A 17,473-nucleotide genomic window follows, 5' to 3' on the forward strand; every position below is an offset into this window, starting at 1 on the left:
TTAGCTGTGTAAGCGATATCATTAGCACAATTATGATTTTTACGTCCTGACGTAGGAGACAGTGTCTTTTGCAAACTTTGCGTGCGTCAAAGAGTGGATTATCCACCGCCCAATTACCTTCTTCCATTTTAGATGTTATTGATTCACTCACCAAAGCTGGCTATCAGGCATATATAGTCGGTGGTGGTGTCCGTGATTTAATGCTGGGTCTAAATCCTAAAGACTTCGATGCAGTGACCGATGCAACACCTTCTCAAATCAAGGAAGTGTTTGGTCGTCGTTGTCGAATTATTGGACGACGTTTTGAATTGGCTCATGTTTATTCGGGTCGTGAGTTAATTGAAGTTGCAACTTTCCGAGCACCACCAAAGAAAGCGATCACTTCTGCTCAAGGGATGATTTTGCGAGATAATAATTGGGGAACCATAGAAGAAGATTTTTCTCGTCGTGATTTCTCGATTAATGCAATGTATTACCAACCGCGTAAAGGCGAAGTTTTAGATTTTTGTAATGCATTTGATGATATAAAAAATAAAACATTACGTTTATTGGGTGATCCAACTTTACGTTTTGAAGAAGATCCTGTAAGGATGTTACGTACTTTACGTTTTGCGGCTAAATTAAATTTCAGTATCGATTCTAAAATTTTGGAAATCTTTACCGAAGACATGACCCAGTTATTGAGAGATGTGTCTCCACATCGTCTTTATGATGAGTCGCAAAAGCTTTTTACAATGGGGCATTTGCATCGTGTTATGCCAATGTTGATTGAGTTCGGTGTATGGAAGCAGTTATTTGCAGACATTGATACTGAAATCACACCATTCATTGAACGTGCAGCGAAGAATACCGATCAGCGCATTCAAATGGGTAAAACCATTAACCCTGCATTTTTCTATGCTGTGTTGTTATGGAATAATTTCTTAGCACGTTGTGATGTTTATCATGCAAAAGGTGTTGTAGCAGCGGAAGCACGCGCTCAAGCAGGTTTAGATGTGTTAAAACGTCAAGCCACACGTACCATTATTCCACGTTTTGCCGAAACCTTTATTCGTGAAGTTTGGGAAATGCAAAGCCGTTTGTTGAATCCAAAACCTCAGCAAATTGAAGCACTTTCAGGGCATGCACGTTTCCGTGCAGGTTTTGACTTTTTACTTCTAAGAGAAAAGTCAGGTGATACTTCTACCAATGGCATGGGCGCTTGGTGGGAAGCTTATCAAGACATGTCTTCGGATGAAAAAGAACGAGCAATTAGTGTTTATAATCGCCAACGTGCCAAGAGTCGTCGTAAAGTTGCAGAAACTGCTGTAGAAGAGAAAGCAACTTCTGCACATATTGAGCCATTGGTGAAAGAGCAAGAGTCTCGCAGTCGTCGTACTCGTAATAAACCAACTGCTCGTACTTCATCGAGTGACTCCCGTAATAGAAATGATTTCAAATCATCTGTAAATTCAGGTGAAATCAATGCGGATCATCCGATTACTAAGCGTCGACGTGTACAACGTGACCTTAGTCAAGTTATTTTTGGACCTACGCAGTAATGATGAAGACCTACATTGGTTTGGGCAGTAATTTAGGTGATTCTGAGCAAATTTTACGTGAAGCCGTAGAAAAGCTCAGAACATTAGGTACTGTTTCAGTTTCAAAACTGTATCAAAGTCCGCCAATGGGACCTCAAGATCAACCTCATTATTATAATGCTGTTGTAGAACTAAGCACTCAGTTAGAGCCATTGGCTTTGTTAGATGAGCTGCAACGTATTGAAAATGAAGCAGGTCGTGTGCGTCTACGTCATTGGGGTGAAAGAACTTTAGATTTAGATCTTTTGCTTTATGCTGAAAAAAACATTATAAATGAGCGACTCACAGTACCGCATATTGGTATTTTAGAGCGTGATTTTGTGGTGATCCCCTTATTAGATCTCGATCCTTCACTGCAAGTGAAAGGGCAGTCATTGCAAAATTTAGATCTCGTGCAACATTCAACACTCAGCGCTCTTGTAGATCAGACTTGGGCAGATTGATTTTGTGAATATGCAAGAATTCTCATCGATAGAGGAATATCGTCATGATTAGTCTAAGTGATTTAAGGCAGTTTAAATCTCAGAACCGTAAATTTTCATGCTTAACTTGCTATGATGCAAGTATGGCAAAGGGTATGGAAGTTGCTGAAATTGATACTATTTTAATTGGCGATTCCTTGGGGATGACCATTCAAGGGCATGATTCTACATTGCCTGTGACTGTCGCTGATATGGCATATCATACTGCTGCTGTGCGTCGTGCAAATCAGCATTCATTTATCTTCTGCGATTTACCTTTTATGAGTTATGCAACGCTGAATGATGCGTTGATAAATTCTAAAACTGTGATGCAAGCTGGCGCTCAAATGATTAAAATTGAGGGTGGTGCTTGGTTGGCTGAAACGGTTCAAGTGTTAACACGAAATGGTATTCCTGTTTGTGTACACTTAGGCTTAACGCCACAATCTGTTCATGTATTTGGTGGTTATAAACTACAAGCCAAAACACGTGAAGCAGCAGATCAGCTTATTGCGGATTGTAAAGCGGTTGTTGAGGCGGGTGCAGCGGTACTTTTATTAGAATGTGTACCTGCGCAATTGGGTAAAGAAATTACTGAATTATTCCCACATGTACCTGTGATTGGTATTGGTGCAGGTGTGGAAACGGATGGTCAAGTTCTGGTTGTACAAGATATGCTGGGTTTGACCTTTGGTAAAGTTGCACGTTTTGTCCGTAATTTTATGAAAGAACAAGCAGGTGAAACTGCTATTGTTGACGCATTTAAGGCATATCATGTTGCTGTGCAAGATCAATCTTTCCCTGCACAAGAACATACTTTCCAAGTCGAGCTGTAAACATGAAAACAGAAACTACCATTCAAGGATTAACAGCATCGCTTAACCCTGCTCGATCATCACGTAAAAGTATTGGATTTATTCCGACGATGGGTAATCTTCATCAAGGGCATTTAAATCTGGTTCGTGAGGCACGTAAGCTATGTGATGTTGTGGTGGTCAGTATTTTCGTGAATCCAATTCAATTTGGACCGAATGAAGACTTTGATAATTATCCGCGTACTTTAGAACAGGATAGTCATCTTTTGGCTGAAGTCGGTTGTGACATTGTTTTTGCACCGTCTGTAGAGCAAATGTATGGTAAACACCCACGCTTAACCAATATTAGTGTGAGTGATATCACTAATGATTTATGTGGTTTACAACGTGTTGGACATTTTGATGGTGTAGCCGTTGTTGTGACGAAATTGTTTAATATCGTGCAGCCTAATTTTGCTTTTTTTGGGCAAAAAGATTATCAACAATTGGCTGTGATTAAACAGTTGGTTCGTGATTTGAATATGCCAATTGAAGTGATCGGTGTTCCGATTGCTCGTGCAGAAGATGGCTTGGCTTTAAGTTCTCGTAATGGTTATTTATCTGAACAAGATCGTCAAACAGCACCTGTGATTTATAAGTCTTTAAAAACTGCGGAACATGATTTATTGGCAGGTCAGACTTTGTCTGAAGTACTTGCTCAAATTCGTACACGCTTGACTGAAGCAGGTTTGGTTGTAGATTATATAGAGGCTCGTAGCCCAATGTTACAAAAGGTTGATCAGTTTGACCAAGATGTTGTATTGTTTGTTGCAGCAAAATTAGGCAAAACACGCCTAATTGATAACATGCAAATTAAATTTACTGCTTAAACTTTGCTTTTTTAGGATCGCCATGCCATGAAGCGCATACTTATCGTCACGGGACAATCTGGTTCAGGTAAATCGTCTGCTTTGCAGGTGCTTGAAGATCTAGGTTATTACTGTATTGATAATCTGCCTTTGGCATTGCTTCCTGAAATTGTTGAAAAACTTGATAAAGAAAATAATTTAGAATTGCTTGCACTGGGTATTGATGTTCGGAGTGCCAAAGAAGATTTACATGGTTTTGATGATGTTTTTCAACAATTACAAAAACATGGTAGCGTAGATGTTATTTATTTAACGACACGTGATCAGGAACTGATTTCTCGCTTTAGTGCTTCGAGACGACCGCATCCATTGTCTAGTCGTTTTCAAAGTTTGAATGAATGCATACAAGAAGAAAAAAACTTATTGCTTCCAATTCAATTGAGAGCAACGGTACATATTGATACAACAGATAAAAGTGTACATGATTTAAAGGATACCTTATTGTCCAAATTAGGGCAGTCCGATAAACTCATTTTAATTTTACAGTCTTTTGGTTATAAACATGGTATTCCATTAGACGCAGATTTCGTTTTTGATGTACGACATTTGCCTAATCCGCATTGGGATTTAGAATTGCGTAAGTTTTCAGGTTTAGATGAGCCTGTACGTCAATTTTTAGAAGCCAGTGATCAAGCAAATGAGATGTATCAAGACATCTATCAGTTTTTAAATAAGTGGTTGCCTGCTTTTGCAGAGGGTCATCGTCATTATATTACGGTGTCTGTCGGCTGTACTGGAGGGCAACATCGTTCGGTTTATATTGTGGATCGGTTGAAGAAGGCTTTAGAGTCTCAATGGCCTGTTCAAGTATTACATAGAGAAATGAAGCACTGGTCATGATTGACACAACTGTTGACGTAATTAATAAATTAGGATTACATGCGCGTGCATCTGGAAAACTAATCGAAGTCACGACCAAATTTAAATGTTCTATTCAAATTGGTAAGGGCGATAAATTAGTCGATGCCAAGAATATCCTTTCTTTACTCATGCTTGGAGCTGGTAAAGGAACCACCTTGCGTTTAGTGGTCGATGGGGTAGACGAAGAAAAAGCTTTGTCTGAAGTCCTCGCACTATTTGCAGATAAATTTTACGAGGCAGAATAATCGTGGCACGTCGTCCGCAACGTTTTACTGAAGATGATTTTGATTCTTTAGAAGGGCGTGCAAGTAAAACCGAACAGAAGAAAGCTGTGCAACGCATGGCTGCTTTGGGTGAACAACTCGCTGAGTTGTCAAAGAAACAAATTGAAGCTTTACCTGTGGAAGAGCGTTTGATTGAAGCATTGCTTGATGTGCAATTGATTACGTCTTTTGAAGCACGCCGTCGTCAGTTTCAGCGTATTGGTAAATTATTGCGTAATGAAAATGAAGCAACTATTTTATCGTATCTTACACCTAAGCAAGGCATAAAAAAGTTGGCGCAACTTGATCGTTGGGTTGATCGTATGATCGAACAACGTGATCCTGCTATTAAAGAATTTTGTAAATCTTATAATGCAGCAGAGAGCCATTCTTTACGTCAACATGTATTGCGCATTCATCGGGATAGAGCACAAGAACTAACTGAAGAACAATTGGCTGAATCTAAATTAAGATTTCTAAATTATGTTCAGCAAGTCGCTTTGATTTCAGATAATTCAAAGTAGTTGTTGTTGCAGTCAAAAAAACGACCTATATAGGTCGTTTTTTATTTTAAGCTATCCCTTGCGAAGCAGTGCTTCTTCTCTCGTTGGGAAGGAGAGGTAATGCTGATTAGTTAAGCGTAATTTTATTATTACTGATTGATAAATCTCCCCTAACCCCTCTTTACAAAAGAGGGGAACACTCGTGAATTCAATGCGGTATTGAATTCAAGATACTCCCTTCTTTTTCAAAGGTGAGGAGCATAGCTCCGCAAGAGGGAGGATTAAAAATGCTTAACTGACTTGCATTAAGGCGGAGAGGAGATTTAATCCTTTTAGTAGTACATCCTCTTTGAACGAGAGGGCTTTTACTTTGAGATTGATTTAGCTTAATTCACTTTCAGCACGTTCTTTCGCCCAATCTCGTAAGATAAATTTTTGTAATTTACCTGTCGAAGTTTTTGGAATTTCACAAATCACCACATCCTTTGGAACTTTAAAACGAGCTAAATGTTGTTTGCAGAATTCAATAACTTCTTCTGTTGTGGTTTCGGCATCTTGTTTTAATTCGATAAAAGCACAAGGAACTTCTTGCCAACGTGAATCAGGTTTCGCAACAACGGCAGCTGTCATAATCGCAGGGTGGGTATAGAGCACCTCTTCAACTTCTAAAGATGAAATATTCTCACCGCCTGAAATAATAATATCTTTGGAGCGATCCATAATTTTGGCATAACCATCGGGTTGGCTTACGGCTAAATCACCTGTATGGAACCATCCTCCTTTAAAGGCTTCTTCCGTCGCTTTGGTATTCTTTAAATAACCTTTCATCACAATGTTGCCACGGAACATGATTTCGCCCATGGTCGTGCCATCATTCGGTACAGGTTGCATCGTTTCAGGATCAAGGACACGCATACTGTCTTGCAAAGGATATGGCACACCTTGTCGTGAATGTAACTGTGCTTGTTCCTGAATGGACAAGTCACTCCAGCCTGCTTGGGATGCACAGAGTGCAGAAGGACCATAGGTTTCTGTTAGACCATAGACGTGATTGACCTGAATACCAATATGATGCATGCCTTCAATAATCGCAGCAGGAGGTGCAGCACCAGCCACCATCACCTCTACACGATGAGTAAATTTAATTTGTTTCTCTTTTGGTGTATTGATTAACATGGATAAAACAATTGGTGCGCCACAAAGATAATCAATTTTGTGCTGATCAATCAGTTGGTAAACCAATTCAGGATCGACTTTTCTCAAGCAAATATTGGTGCCGCCATTGGCTGCAATTGTCCAAGCAAAACACCAACCATTACAATGGAATAAAGGTAGTGTCCAAAGATATCTACAACGTGGTGTCATGCCACAAGCAATGATATTACTGGCAGCATTGATATATGCACCACGATGGTGATAAACCACACCTTTGGGATTACCTGTCGTACCCGAAGTATAGTTTAGGCTAATCGCATCCCATTCATCATGTGGTAAGTGCCATTCAAAATTGACATCCCCACCTTTGAGCCAGTCTTCATACTCGATTTGTCCGACACCTGTCGTTGTATCATTTTTCTCATACTCGACATCTGCAACATCAATGATATAAATCTGTTGTGGGACAAGTGCAACAGCGTCTGCGGCCAGTGCTGCAAACTCAGGATCGACTAACAGCACTTTGGTTTCAGCATGTTCGAGCATGAATGCAATGGTTTTAGCGTCTAAACGAGTATTCAGGGTATTTAAAACAGCACCTGACATTGGCACAGCAAAATGCGCTTCAATCATGGCTGGAATATTGGGTAGTAAAACAGAAACAGTATCGTTTTTTTGGATCCCTAAATTTTGCAATTGATGTGCAAATTGACGACAGCGTATATAGGTTTCACGCCATGAAATACGGCGCGAACCATGCACTATTGCATCTTGGTTTGGATAAATGTAAGCGGCACGTTCAAGATAACGTAACGGTGATAAGGCTACAAAATTTGCAGGGGTGCGAGGTAATTCATCGTATGCGCTTACCATTTTAAACTCCATGTATATTATTCTAATTTCTCAACTCAAAGATATGCATAACAACACTGAAATGCAGTTATGCTTTAGTCGAGTATTCACGTTAATCATAGCTTAAATAGACAGTTTATTTTTAAATAATCTATTTAATGACTAGATTGTAAATAGATGATTTAAAAATAAAAACAGAACTAAATTACGGCTAAATGAATTTGCTTAATTCAACTTTTTTATAGTTTGTCGGTGAAAATCCTGTCCATCTTTTGAAAGCTCGTCTAAATTCACGTAACTCACTAAATCCTAGAAGATGACTAATCTCACTGATAGCATAATTTTCGCTTAAAAGCGTTTTGGCTTTATTTTCTAAAACTTGTTGTCTGATCAATTGAAAATTGATCCCTTCATTCATTAACAAACGTCTTAAATGTCGTTCACTGAGATGAAAATGTTGTGCGGCTTGTAGCATGTCAAAACGGTCAGGAAGGTGAGTTTCAATCAAATGCTGTAAAACGTGAACGAGGCTGGGTTGATTGATCTGTTTGAATTGTTCAAAAGCTAAATCACAGATTTTAATTGCCGTTTGATAATTCGCAGGACTATAGTTTTTCAGTGCTCTAGATAATATATTTTTGTTAAAACGTATTAAATTTCGAGTGCTATTGAATTGAATAGGACAATTGAAAATACGTTGGTAGTCTTCTAAATAAGCAGAACCATTGTAGCTCAGCTCTAAAAGAATAAGCTCTTGATGATCACCTAACATCATGTTTAAACAGGTAATAATACTAGAAAAGACTTCATCACAAAAAAAGGCCGTTAAAGTTCCACACGGACTGCGTTCAGAAATTTCAATTTCGCAGTAATCAGGCTGAATATGTACATCTAAGTTTAAAACACTGCCTGAAATAGGATGATAATGCAGTGCCGTTTGCATGGCTTCTGCCACAGTTTTACAGGCCTGCATCGCAAAACCAAGAATTCCCATGGCAACTTGTCCTTCATTACTGCCAAGTAATAAACCAAGGTTAGGTCGTTGGGTGTGATCGATGGCATGTTGCAACACATTGCAAATATCTGAAAAATGAACAAAGCCTTGGTTTTGAATCATTTGATCCATATTGAGATCAACGTCTTTAAACCACGATTGATAAGACCACTGTTGCTGTTCCGCATAATGAATCAAGCTACTCAGCAGTGTGGGTGGAATAAGAAATTGAGAAGTGACAAGTTCCGTTTGTTGAATAGGCATAAAGTCCGATTAGCCCCCCTTATTTTTGTTGCTTTAACCCTAGTGGGTATCGCATATTTTTGATTAACTTTCAATGTACTTCTCATGATGAGAAATAGAATTCAAATACAGGACAATGAAAATGTATATGGTTGGTTGGAGTAAACAAGAAATATCTATTCAGCCCAAAGGCTATGCCATGTTTGGTTATGGGATGTGGACACACCGTGCCGATAAAAAACGAACAGCGCTATTTGCACGTACATTTTCTATCCGTGATGTGAATGAAGTACAACCGATTTTGATTTGCTGTCTTGATTTTGGCTGTATTACCCATGCGATGCGTAGTGGTGTGGTCGAAGTTTTAAAACAGAAACTAACGGAACGCTTTGATGAGCAACAACTGGTCTTGATGGCAACACATACCCATTCAGGCCCTGGCGGCTGTGCTTATGAAGCCTTGTATAACATGCCAACGCCCGGTTTTGTCCCAGAACATTTAAATGCTGTGGTTGAAGCTGTCGTGAAGAGTGTTCTATTGGCTATAGAAACTGAACAAAAAACAGAGATTCGCTATAGCACGGGGCAATTTGACGAAAATACCCCTGTTGCATGGAATCGAGCTTTAAAGTCTTACAATCGTAATCCTGATGTGGTTCAACGAGATATTCATGAAACACATTTGGCGTTGAATCGTGAAATGCAATTGCTTGGGTTCTATCGTCAACAACAGCTTTGTGGATTGATTTCTTTATTCGGTGTCCATGCCACTTGCTTGGGGAATAAACTGAATGCCTATGATGGTGATAACAAGGGTTATGCAGCGACATTCACGGAACAATATCTTGCCGCACAAGGTATAGATCAACCCGTGGCGATTTTTGCTCAAGCTTCAGCGGGGGATGTATCACCGCATTTTCATGGGAAAAATCAGGATGCAGTCCGCAATAAAATTCAGGGCGAAGCAGAATATCAGTATGCGCAACAGAATGGACGCTATCAAAGTGATTTAGCCATTCAAGCTTTGTCATCTTCAAGTCAAACATTAGAGGGGAAATTGGATGCAGTTTTGTCTTATGTCGATTTAAGTCAGGTTGAGATTCCGACTGAATTTTCCAAAGGGATCAAAAATGCCAAGACCAGTGCTGCCTGTCATGGTGTGGCTTTTTTTGGCGGAACACCTGTTGATGGTAAAGGTGCAGCAAAACCCATCACCATGGCCATGTCTTTGTTGTCTAAGCAAGTACGTAAAAAACGTTTAGCTAATCCGAATGCGCCTGATTATGACAAATATCATGCTTTATACGCGTCACAATTTCCCAAAGACATTATTTTAGAAAGCCCTGATAACCAATTGCTTGGAAAAGGATTGGATGTGCAACCGAGCTTTTTAGATCCATTAATTCGGGAAATGAATCGTCAAGTCAAAGCAGGTGCAATTCAACACAGTCCACTAGTGCCCAGTGTTGTACCGTTACAGATTTTAAAATTAGGGCAACTGTTATTGATTTGCTGTCCAGGAGAAATCACCACAACCTCGGCACAACGCGTGATTCAAACCGTCTATCAGTCTGTGCAAGGCAATCTGTCAACGAATAAGGTTTGGTTAGTCTCTTATTGCAATGATTATATGGGTTATATCACCACCAATGAGGAGTATCAGCAACAGGCTTATGAGGGTGGGCATACTTTATATGGTCAATGGACATTGGCTGCTGTTCAGTACAAGTTTCAAGGCTTGGCTACGCAAATCAATTTAGAAAAAGCTTTGCGTAGCGATGATCAAAGCACACGGCCTGCACAGATTCCTCAGTATGAAATTGATCAAAGAACCAATTTTGGCAGTCTTAAAACCGCAGTACGTTAAAGGAATAATGAGATGAGTTCACAAGGAAATAATCAGTGGAAGAATTGGTCGGGTTATCAAAAGGCACAGCCTGAACATATTCTAAAACCACAAAATATTGAACAGTTGCAACAGTCGGTTCGAGAACATGCAAAGATTCGAGTGGTTGGTGCAGGGCATTCTTTTACGCCCTTGGTGTGTACGGATGCAACTTTGCTGTCATTGGATCATATTACTGGTGTGGATTCGGTGAATACTGAATTGTCACAGGCCAGTATTTGGTCAGGTACTCGTTTATTCAATTTGGATCAATATTTACAACCTGTAAATCAATCTTTGATGCAACAGGGCGATATTGATCAACAAAGTTTGGCAGGTGCTGTATCGACAGGGACGCATGGCACAGGTATCGATTTGCATTGTATTTCTGCTTATGTAGAAGCGTTTGAGCTACTCACTGCTTCAGGTGAAATCTTGCGCTGTAATGCGCAGGAAAATAGCGCTATTTTTGATGCAGGACGTGTGTCTTTAGGTAGTTTGGGGATTCTTACTAAAATCACCATGCAAAATAAGCCACGTTATAAATTAAAAGAACATGTTGAGTTGTGCTCTGTTGATGATTTTATTAACAATATTGAACATTGGAAAACGCAACATCGTCATATTGAATGTTTTGCTTTTTCACATGCAAAGCAGCTTATGTTGAAAACATTAGATGTTACTGATGACGAGATTCAACCACGGAAAGAAGGTTGGCCTTCGGAAGATGCTTTATTGACAATGTGTTGTGAATTAACAGGAAAATTTCCCGCATTGAATGCACAATTACAGAAATTGTTAGGCATATTTATTAAGCCGACAACATGTGTAGATTGGTCTAGTCGCATTTTCCCAACCGTTCGTAATACCAGATTTAATGAAATGGAATATCAAATTCCTGCTGAACTCGGTGTCGACTGCTTACAAGAGGTTTTGGCTGCGATGAAGCGAGCTAAATCACCGACCTTTTTTCCTGTGGAGTTCCGCTTTGTTAAAGGTGATGATATTTGGTTAAGCCCATTCTATCAAAGGGATTCAATTTCAATTTCCATTCATCAATACCATAAACAAGAACCACGATTACTTTTTGATGTGATTGAGCCGATTTTACAGCGTTACCAAGGTCGTCCGCATTGGGGGAAAATGCACAGCATGACCAGTGCACAACTGAAACCACTTTATCCTAAGTGGGATGAATTTATGCAGATCCGTGAACAACTCGATCCAACAAAGAAGTTTTTAAATCCCTATTTAGAAACACTGTTTTTATCAAAATCATAAAAATGGGGATAAGAGGAGAGTGATTTATGGATTATTTTTTTGAGCAATTAAATCATGATTTAAAACAGCAAAATAATGCGTCGCCGTGCTTGATTGTAGATGCTCAAGCATTTGAACAAAATCTTCAATATGTGGCGACCCAATTAGACGTTGCGCAACATGTACAGCCTCGAATCGTAGTGAAGTCTTTAGCTTGTCTTGAATTATTAAAACGGATTAGTCAAAAGCTTTCTACGCAACGGTTTATGGTGTTTCATTTACCACAATTGCTTCCAATACTCGAAAACTTCTCTGAGGCTGATGTGCTGTTGGGTAAACCCATGCCCGTGAGTTCAGTGCAGCATTTTTATGAGATGAATCATCATTGGCAAGACTCCAATATTCAATGGTTGGTCGATACCCCTCAACGCTTATTACAATATTTTGAGGTTGCCAAACTATTGTCTTTAAAACTGAAAATTAATATAGAAATAGATGTCGGATTACATCGTGGTGGAATCAGTTCCCTACAAACCTTGTCAGATATACTGAAAACAATTCGCAGTCACCCTGAATATTTACAGTTTTCAGGCTTGATGGGTTATGACGCACATGTGACTAAATTGCCCTCCATACTTAAAAAAGCAGACGATGCCTATCAGGAATCTCAAGAGATTTATCAGCACTATATTGCAGTGATTCAGCAACACTTTCCTGATCTTTGCGTGAATGAACTTTGTTTTAATGGTGGTGGTAGTCCAAGTTTTAATTTTCACGTGAAACATAGTGTCTGTAATGATCTGTCATTCGGTTCAATGTTGCTTAAACCGAGTGATTTTGACAGTACAAGTTTAAGTGATTTAAAAGCTGCATTATGGATTGCAGCGCCCGTATTGAAAATTTTGCCATATACGCAAGTCCCAGGGTTGCCTGTATTGAACAAGCTACCTCATCGATTCAAAGCTCTGTTTATCTATGGTGGTTATTGGATGGCAGATTATCTTTATCCCAAAAGTATTCGTCCGCATTTGCTCTATGGGCGCAGTTCAAATCAAGAAATGGTGAATGTACCGAAAGACACAGAAATTGATGTGGATGACTATGTTTTTTTAAGACCGACGCAATGTGAGGCCATTATTCCGCAATTTTCTAGATTATATTGTTATAAGAATAGGGCATTTGAAGCGTGGGAAACGTTCAGAGAGTAGAAAATTTGTTGTCTGACTGAATAAATGCTATTTGAAATGATTTAGTTGGGGTGAATTCCTCAGCAGAGGTTTATTAATCTAAGTGAAAGGTGTAAAATTTCTCACACTTTTATTTTGTTCCACCGATTTTATCTTGGGGAATTTCCTCGATCATAATCTCGCGGTGACATGCTCCATTGTACGGGGCATCACTCCTTAAGGATTTTTAAATATGCCTATTATCACATTGCCAAATGGCGATCAAAAAAGTTTTGACCAAGCTGTCTCTGTTATGGAAGTTGCTCAAAGTATTGGGCCTGGACTTGCTAAAAATACAGTTGCAGGAAAAGTAAATGGTCGCTTAGTCGATGCAAGTGATTTAATTACCGAAGACGCTACATTAGAAATTATTACACCTAAAAATCCAGAAGGTGTAGAAATCATTCGTCACTCATGTGCGCATTTAGTCGGGCATGCGGTAAAACAATTATTCCCAGAAGCAAAAATGGTGATTGGCCCTGTCATTGAAGAAGGTTTCTACTATGACATTTGGATGCCACGCCCATTCACTTTAGATGATATGGCTGCGGTTGAAGAGCGTATGAAAAAGCTCATCGATCAAGACTATGACGTCATCAAAAAAATGACACCGCGTGATGAAGTTATCGCTGAATTTACTGCACGTGGTGAAGACTATAAATTACGCTTGATTGCGGACATGCCTGAAGAAACTCAAATGGGCTTGTATTACCATCAAGACTATTTAGACATGTGCCGTGGCCCACACGTTCCGAATACTAAATTCTTAAAATCATTCAAGCTCACTAAAATCTCTGGTGCTTACTGGCGTGGTGATGCGAAAAATGAACAATTACAACGTATTTACGGTACAGCTTGGGCTGATAAAAAAGAGTTAGCTGCATATATTAAGCGTATTGAAGAAGCTGAAAAGCGTGACCATCGTAAAATTGGTAAAGCTTTAGACTTGTTCCATATGCAAGAAGAAGCACCCGGTATGGTGTTTTGGCATGCCAATGGTTGGACGATTTACCAAGTACTTGAACAGTACATGCGTCAAGTTCAAAACAATAATGGTTATCAAGAAATTAAGACACCTCAAATTGTCGATATTTCATTGTGGGAAAAATCTGGACATGCTGCAAACTATGCAGAAAATATGTTCACCACCCATTCTGAAAGCCGTAATTATGCGGTAAAACCAATGAACTGCCCATGTCATGTTCAAGTGTTTAACCAAGGTTTGAAATCTTACCGTGACTTACCAATTCGCTTAGCAGAATTTGGTTCATGTCATCGTAATGAGCCATCTGGTTCTTTACACGGGATCATGCGTGTGCGTGGTTTTACCCAAGATGATGCTCATATTTTCTGTACAGCAGACCAAGTTGCTAAAGAAGTTGAAGATTTTATTAAATTGACTTTAGACGTTTATAAAGACTTTGGTTTTGAAGAAGTGCAAATGAAACTTTCTACGCGACCTGAAAATCGTGTGGGAACTGAAGAAATGTGGGATAGTGCTGAAAAAGCATTGTCAGATGCTTTGGATAAAGCAGGTTTGCCTTGGGATTTACAACCAGGCGAAGGTGCGTTCTATGGTCCTAAGATTGAATTTTCACTCAAAGACTGTTTAGGTCGTATTTGGCAATGTGGTACGATTCAGTATGATCCAAATATGCCAGAGCGTCTTGAAGCGTCTTACGTAACTGAAGATAACGATCGTGACCATCCAGTGATGTTACATCGTGCAATTCTTGGCAGTTTTGAACGTTTTATTGGTATACTAATTGAACACTACGCTGGCTTTATGCCACCATGGTTGGCTCCAGTCCAAGCATGTGTAATGAATATTACCGATTCTCAGGCGGTTGCATGTGAGCAAGTCGTCGCAAAACTCAAAGAAAATGGAATTCGAGCAATTTCAGACTTGAGAAATGAGAAAATCGGATTTAAGATTCGTGAGCGTACTTTAGAACGTATTCCATATTTATTGGTTCTTGGTGACCGTGAAGTGGAAGAGGGTACAGTGAATGTACGTACTCGTTCTGGAAAAAATTTAGGTACTATGTCAATTGATGCATTTGTTGACCTAGTGAAAGTAGCCGTTGCCGAACGCGGCCGGTATATTGTGGAGTAAGAAAGATTAAACAGCCTGACCGTAACCAACAACAAGGTGCTAAAAGCAATCGTCCTGCGTTAAATGATGAGATTAAGGCAAAAGAAGTCCGTCTTGTCGCTGCAGATGGTGAGCAAAAAGGTATCGTAACGCTTGCTGAAGCGTTGCGTGCTGCTGAAGATGCAGATCTTGACCTTGTTGAGATTGTGGCAAATGCAGAGCCTCCTGTTTGTAAAATCATGGACTTTAACAAACATTTATTTGATCTGAAGCAAAAGCAAAAAGATGCTAAAAAGAAACAGCATCAAGTTCAGGTTAAAGAAATTAAATTACGTCCAGCGACAGACGTTGGTGATTACAACATCAAGCTGCGTGCCATTCTGAAATTCCTCGAAGAAGGCAACAAAGTTAAAGTGACTTTGCGTTTCCGTGGTCGTGAAATGGCTCACCAACAGATTGGTCTTGCTCAATTACAAAAAATTGAAGCTGATGTGGCTGATTATGGTGTGATCGAACAAGCACCAAAAATGGAAGGTCGCCAAATGGGTATGTTACTTGGACCTAAAAAGAAAAAGTAATCGTTCATTTGTATCAAAAAAGCACTGCTCTCAGCGGTGCTTTTTTATTGGGTACTGAAAAATACGATTCAATCAATTTTTGAATGCTAAGACTATTCATTGAGTTGTGGTTTACTTCCTGCTTCAACAATAGGAATGTTTGCTTCAGTTGGGACGTAAATAATTTGTTGAATTTTTCCATCACGTAAAGCTTCACCAAAAGCGCCAATGAACTCTTGTTTGCGATATTCAGGGTATTCTTTTGCAGCTTGTCCGACCAGTTTAATCGCTTCGGCACGTAATTTAGCACTTTCTAATTCTGCTTTAGCGACTTGCACCTGAATCATTTTTGATTGTTCAGCCTCAGCAAGCGCAGCTTGACCATCCATACCTTGTTTCCAAACTTTGTAATGTGGCCAAGCAAATAAAAATAGAACCATGAGCGCAACAACAAATATTGCAGCAATGAGTATAACGAACAGATCTAGATTTTTTTGTCGCATATAATTCATTTTTCACCTACTTTTTAAAATAATGTTGTCGTACATCTTATTCAAATCAATGCAAATAATTTCTATAAAGAATTTAACAGCTTATAAGCATAAAAACACTATTTTGAATATTCAGCTAGCGTTGCATCAAAATAATTTTGTTAGAAAAGTATCGTGCATTATCGTTTTAATGTTTATTTGTTGAGGTAAATCTCAGTCATAGAATACTTAACCTGAGCTCGGAATAAGATATATTCCCAACTATATGATACACGGAAGCGTCAGTCGCATTGTTCGAGGCAGAACTACATCTGTAATATACTGTTTTTGCAATATATTAGGTACTTGATAGTATCTGCCGAGTTGGCGACTGACAAATGGTTTTGCCTACTTTTCCCGAAAGAAAAGTAGGTCGAACCGAAGGTTAATCCTTACATCTGACTTTAAACGGTAAGACTCCGCTGCGCCTGATCAATCTTTTCAATAGCTTACATCAGGGTTTATCCCGAACTGACGTTACTTAGTTTAAAAATCAAATAATCTCAAAATATGATACTTATCTAAATTGTAAGCGTAGCCATAACAATTTATTTGCTCATAATTGCAAAAAACTTATATTGGCCAGTTATTGAATCATGTTATAAAAGTACTCTATTTGTCGCTATAAAATTGAAAAATGCGTGAAAATGCAAAGGATGAAACATGATTGATTTATATTATTGGGGTACACCCAATGGTCATAAAATTACGATTGCTTTAGAAGAAATGGGTTTGGATTATCAAATTTTTCCCATCAATATTTTAGAGAATGATCAATTTCAACCTGATTTTTTAAAAATCTCGCCAAACAATAAAATTCCAGCAATTGTCGATCAAGATGGACCAAATGGCGAAGCAATTTCTGTATTTGAATCAGGCGCAATTTTGCAATATTTAGGGCGAAAAACTGGATTATTTTATCCAAGCAACGAGCAAGATCGTGTTGAGGTTGAACAATGGCTCATGTGGCAAATGGGTGGTTTTGGCCCAATGCTTGGACAGAACCATCATTTCAGTCAATTTGCGAAAGAGAAAATTCCTTATGCAATCGACCGCTATGTAGCGGAAACTAAACGTCTGTATAGTGTTTTAAATAAACAACTTATAGGTCAAAAATTTGTAGCAGGAGAATATTCAATCGCAGATATGGCAATTCTGCCTTGGGCTTTACGTTACGAATGGCAACAGATTCAGATTGAAGATTATCCTTATGTGAAAGAATATATTGAACGTATGACGGCTCGTCCAGCTGTTCAAAAAGCATTATCGATCAAAGTATAAATAT

16 protein-coding genes are annotated in these 17,473 nt (G+C 39.0%); 13 read left to right on the forward strand and 3 right to left on the reverse strand.

The window, feature by feature from the left end:
* The first annotated feature begins 68 nt into the window (after positions 1-68).
* Genes pcnB through yjgA form a run of 7 tightly spaced genes read left to right on the forward strand, consistent with a single transcriptional unit; the run spans position 69 to position 5,412 of the window.
* Positions 69-1,541, forward strand: a complete 1,473-nt coding sequence (gene pcnB / locus CDA10_RS12955; protein WP_089605998.1) for a polynucleotide adenylyltransferase PcnB — start codon at positions 69-71, stop codon at positions 1,539-1,541.
* Complete coding sequence (gene folK / locus CDA10_RS12960; RefSeq protein WP_089605999.1) at positions 1,541-2,023, forward strand: 2-amino-4-hydroxy-6-hydroxymethyldihydropteridine diphosphokinase; 483 nt, start codon at positions 1,541-1,543, stop codon at positions 2,021-2,023. The genes pcnB and folK overlap by 1 nt, the downstream gene beginning before the upstream one ends.
* A 44-nt stretch (positions 2,024-2,067) precedes the next feature.
* Entirely contained in the window at positions 2,068-2,877 is an 810-nt protein-coding gene (panB, locus tag CDA10_RS12965; RefSeq protein WP_089606000.1) for a 3-methyl-2-oxobutanoate hydroxymethyltransferase, read from the forward strand.
* A gap of 2 nt (positions 2,878-2,879) precedes the next feature.
* Positions 2,880-3,725 carry a pantoate--beta-alanine ligase gene (gene panC, locus CDA10_RS12970; RefSeq protein ID WP_089606001.1) on the forward strand — a complete coding sequence of 282 codons (846 nt, stop codon included), beginning with the start codon at positions 2,880-2,882 and terminating at the stop codon, positions 3,723-3,725.
* Between the two features lie 27 nt (positions 3,726-3,752).
* Positions 3,753-4,604 carry an RNase adapter RapZ gene (gene rapZ / locus CDA10_RS12975; RefSeq protein WP_089606002.1) on the forward strand — a complete coding sequence of 284 codons (852 nt, stop codon included), beginning with the start codon at positions 3,753-3,755 and terminating at the stop codon, positions 4,602-4,604.
* The gene (locus CDA10_RS12980; protein WP_089606003.1) at positions 4,601-4,870 is read left to right on the forward strand and encodes an HPr family phosphocarrier protein; all 270 of its coding nucleotides are present in this window, start codon (positions 4,601-4,603) and stop codon (positions 4,868-4,870) included. The genes rapZ and CDA10_RS12980 overlap by 4 nt, the downstream gene beginning before the upstream one ends.
* Positions 4,871-4,872: 2 nt before the next feature.
* Positions 4,873-5,412 (forward strand): ribosome biogenesis factor YjgA, encoded by a 540-nt coding sequence (gene yjgA, locus CDA10_RS12985; RefSeq protein WP_089606004.1) that lies wholly within the window; start codon positions 4,873-4,875, stop codon positions 5,410-5,412.
* Positions 5,413-5,772: 360 nt separating this feature from the next.
* Here the strand turns inward: yjgA and CDA10_RS12990 are convergent, their stop codons facing one another.
* The gene (locus CDA10_RS12990) at positions 5,773-7,419 is read right to left on the reverse strand and encodes an acyl-CoA synthetase (RefSeq protein ID WP_089606005.1); all 1,647 of its coding nucleotides are present in this window, start codon (positions 7,417-7,419) and stop codon (positions 5,773-5,775) included.
* Between the two features lie 190 nt (positions 7,420-7,609).
* Complete coding sequence (locus CDA10_RS12995; RefSeq protein WP_089606006.1) at positions 7,610-8,656, reverse strand: AraC family transcriptional regulator; 1,047 nt, start codon at positions 8,654-8,656, stop codon at positions 7,610-7,612.
* Positions 8,657-8,777: 121 nt separating this feature from the next.
* Here CDA10_RS12995 and CDA10_RS13000 point away from each other — a divergent pair, with 121 nt between their 5' ends.
* The 5 genes from CDA10_RS13000 (at position 8,778) to infC (ending at position 15,679) form a co-directional block, all read left to right on the forward strand.
* The gene (locus CDA10_RS13000) at positions 8,778-10,502 is read left to right on the forward strand and encodes a neutral/alkaline non-lysosomal ceramidase N-terminal domain-containing protein (RefSeq protein ID WP_089606037.1); all 1,725 of its coding nucleotides are present in this window, start codon (positions 8,778-8,780) and stop codon (positions 10,500-10,502) included.
* Between the two features lie 12 nt (positions 10,503-10,514).
* The gene (locus CDA10_RS13005) at positions 10,515-11,801 is read left to right on the forward strand and encodes a D-arabinono-1,4-lactone oxidase (protein WP_089606007.1); all 1,287 of its coding nucleotides are present in this window, start codon (positions 10,515-10,517) and stop codon (positions 11,799-11,801) included.
* Positions 11,802-11,827: 26 nt separating this feature from the next.
* Positions 11,828-12,988 carry an alanine racemase gene (locus CDA10_RS13010; protein ID WP_089606008.1) on the forward strand — a complete coding sequence of 387 codons (1,161 nt, stop codon included), beginning with the start codon at positions 11,828-11,830 and terminating at the stop codon, positions 12,986-12,988.
* A 211-nt stretch (positions 12,989-13,199) separates the two neighbouring features.
* Complete coding sequence (thrS, locus tag CDA10_RS13015; protein ID WP_089606009.1) at positions 13,200-15,122, forward strand: threonine--tRNA ligase; 1,923 nt, start codon at positions 13,200-13,202, stop codon at positions 15,120-15,122.
* A 5-nt stretch (positions 15,123-15,127) separates the two neighbouring features.
* Positions 15,128-15,679 carry a translation initiation factor IF-3 gene (gene infC, locus CDA10_RS13020; protein ID WP_081399935.1) on the forward strand — a complete coding sequence of 184 codons (552 nt, stop codon included), beginning with the start codon at positions 15,128-15,130 and terminating at the stop codon, positions 15,677-15,679.
* A 92-nt stretch (positions 15,680-15,771) separates the two neighbouring features.
* On the opposite strand, the gene CDA10_RS13025 is transcribed toward infC, so the two are convergent.
* Entirely contained in the window at positions 15,772-16,170 is a 399-nt protein-coding gene (locus tag CDA10_RS13025) for an SPFH domain-containing protein (protein ID WP_089606010.1), read from the reverse strand.
* A 681-nt stretch (positions 16,171-16,851) separates the two neighbouring features.
* Here CDA10_RS13025 and CDA10_RS13030 point away from each other — a divergent pair.
* Positions 16,852-17,469, forward strand: coding sequence for a glutathione S-transferase N-terminal domain-containing protein (locus tag CDA10_RS13030; RefSeq protein ID WP_089606011.1), 618 nt, complete (start codon positions 16,852-16,854; stop codon positions 17,467-17,469).
* Positions 17,470-17,473 lie beyond the last annotated feature (4 nt).

Origin of the sequence: Acinetobacter piscicola, assembly GCF_002233755.1 — a bacterium.
Taxonomy (GTDB): Bacteria; Pseudomonadota; Gammaproteobacteria; order Pseudomonadales; family Moraxellaceae; genus Acinetobacter; species Acinetobacter piscicola.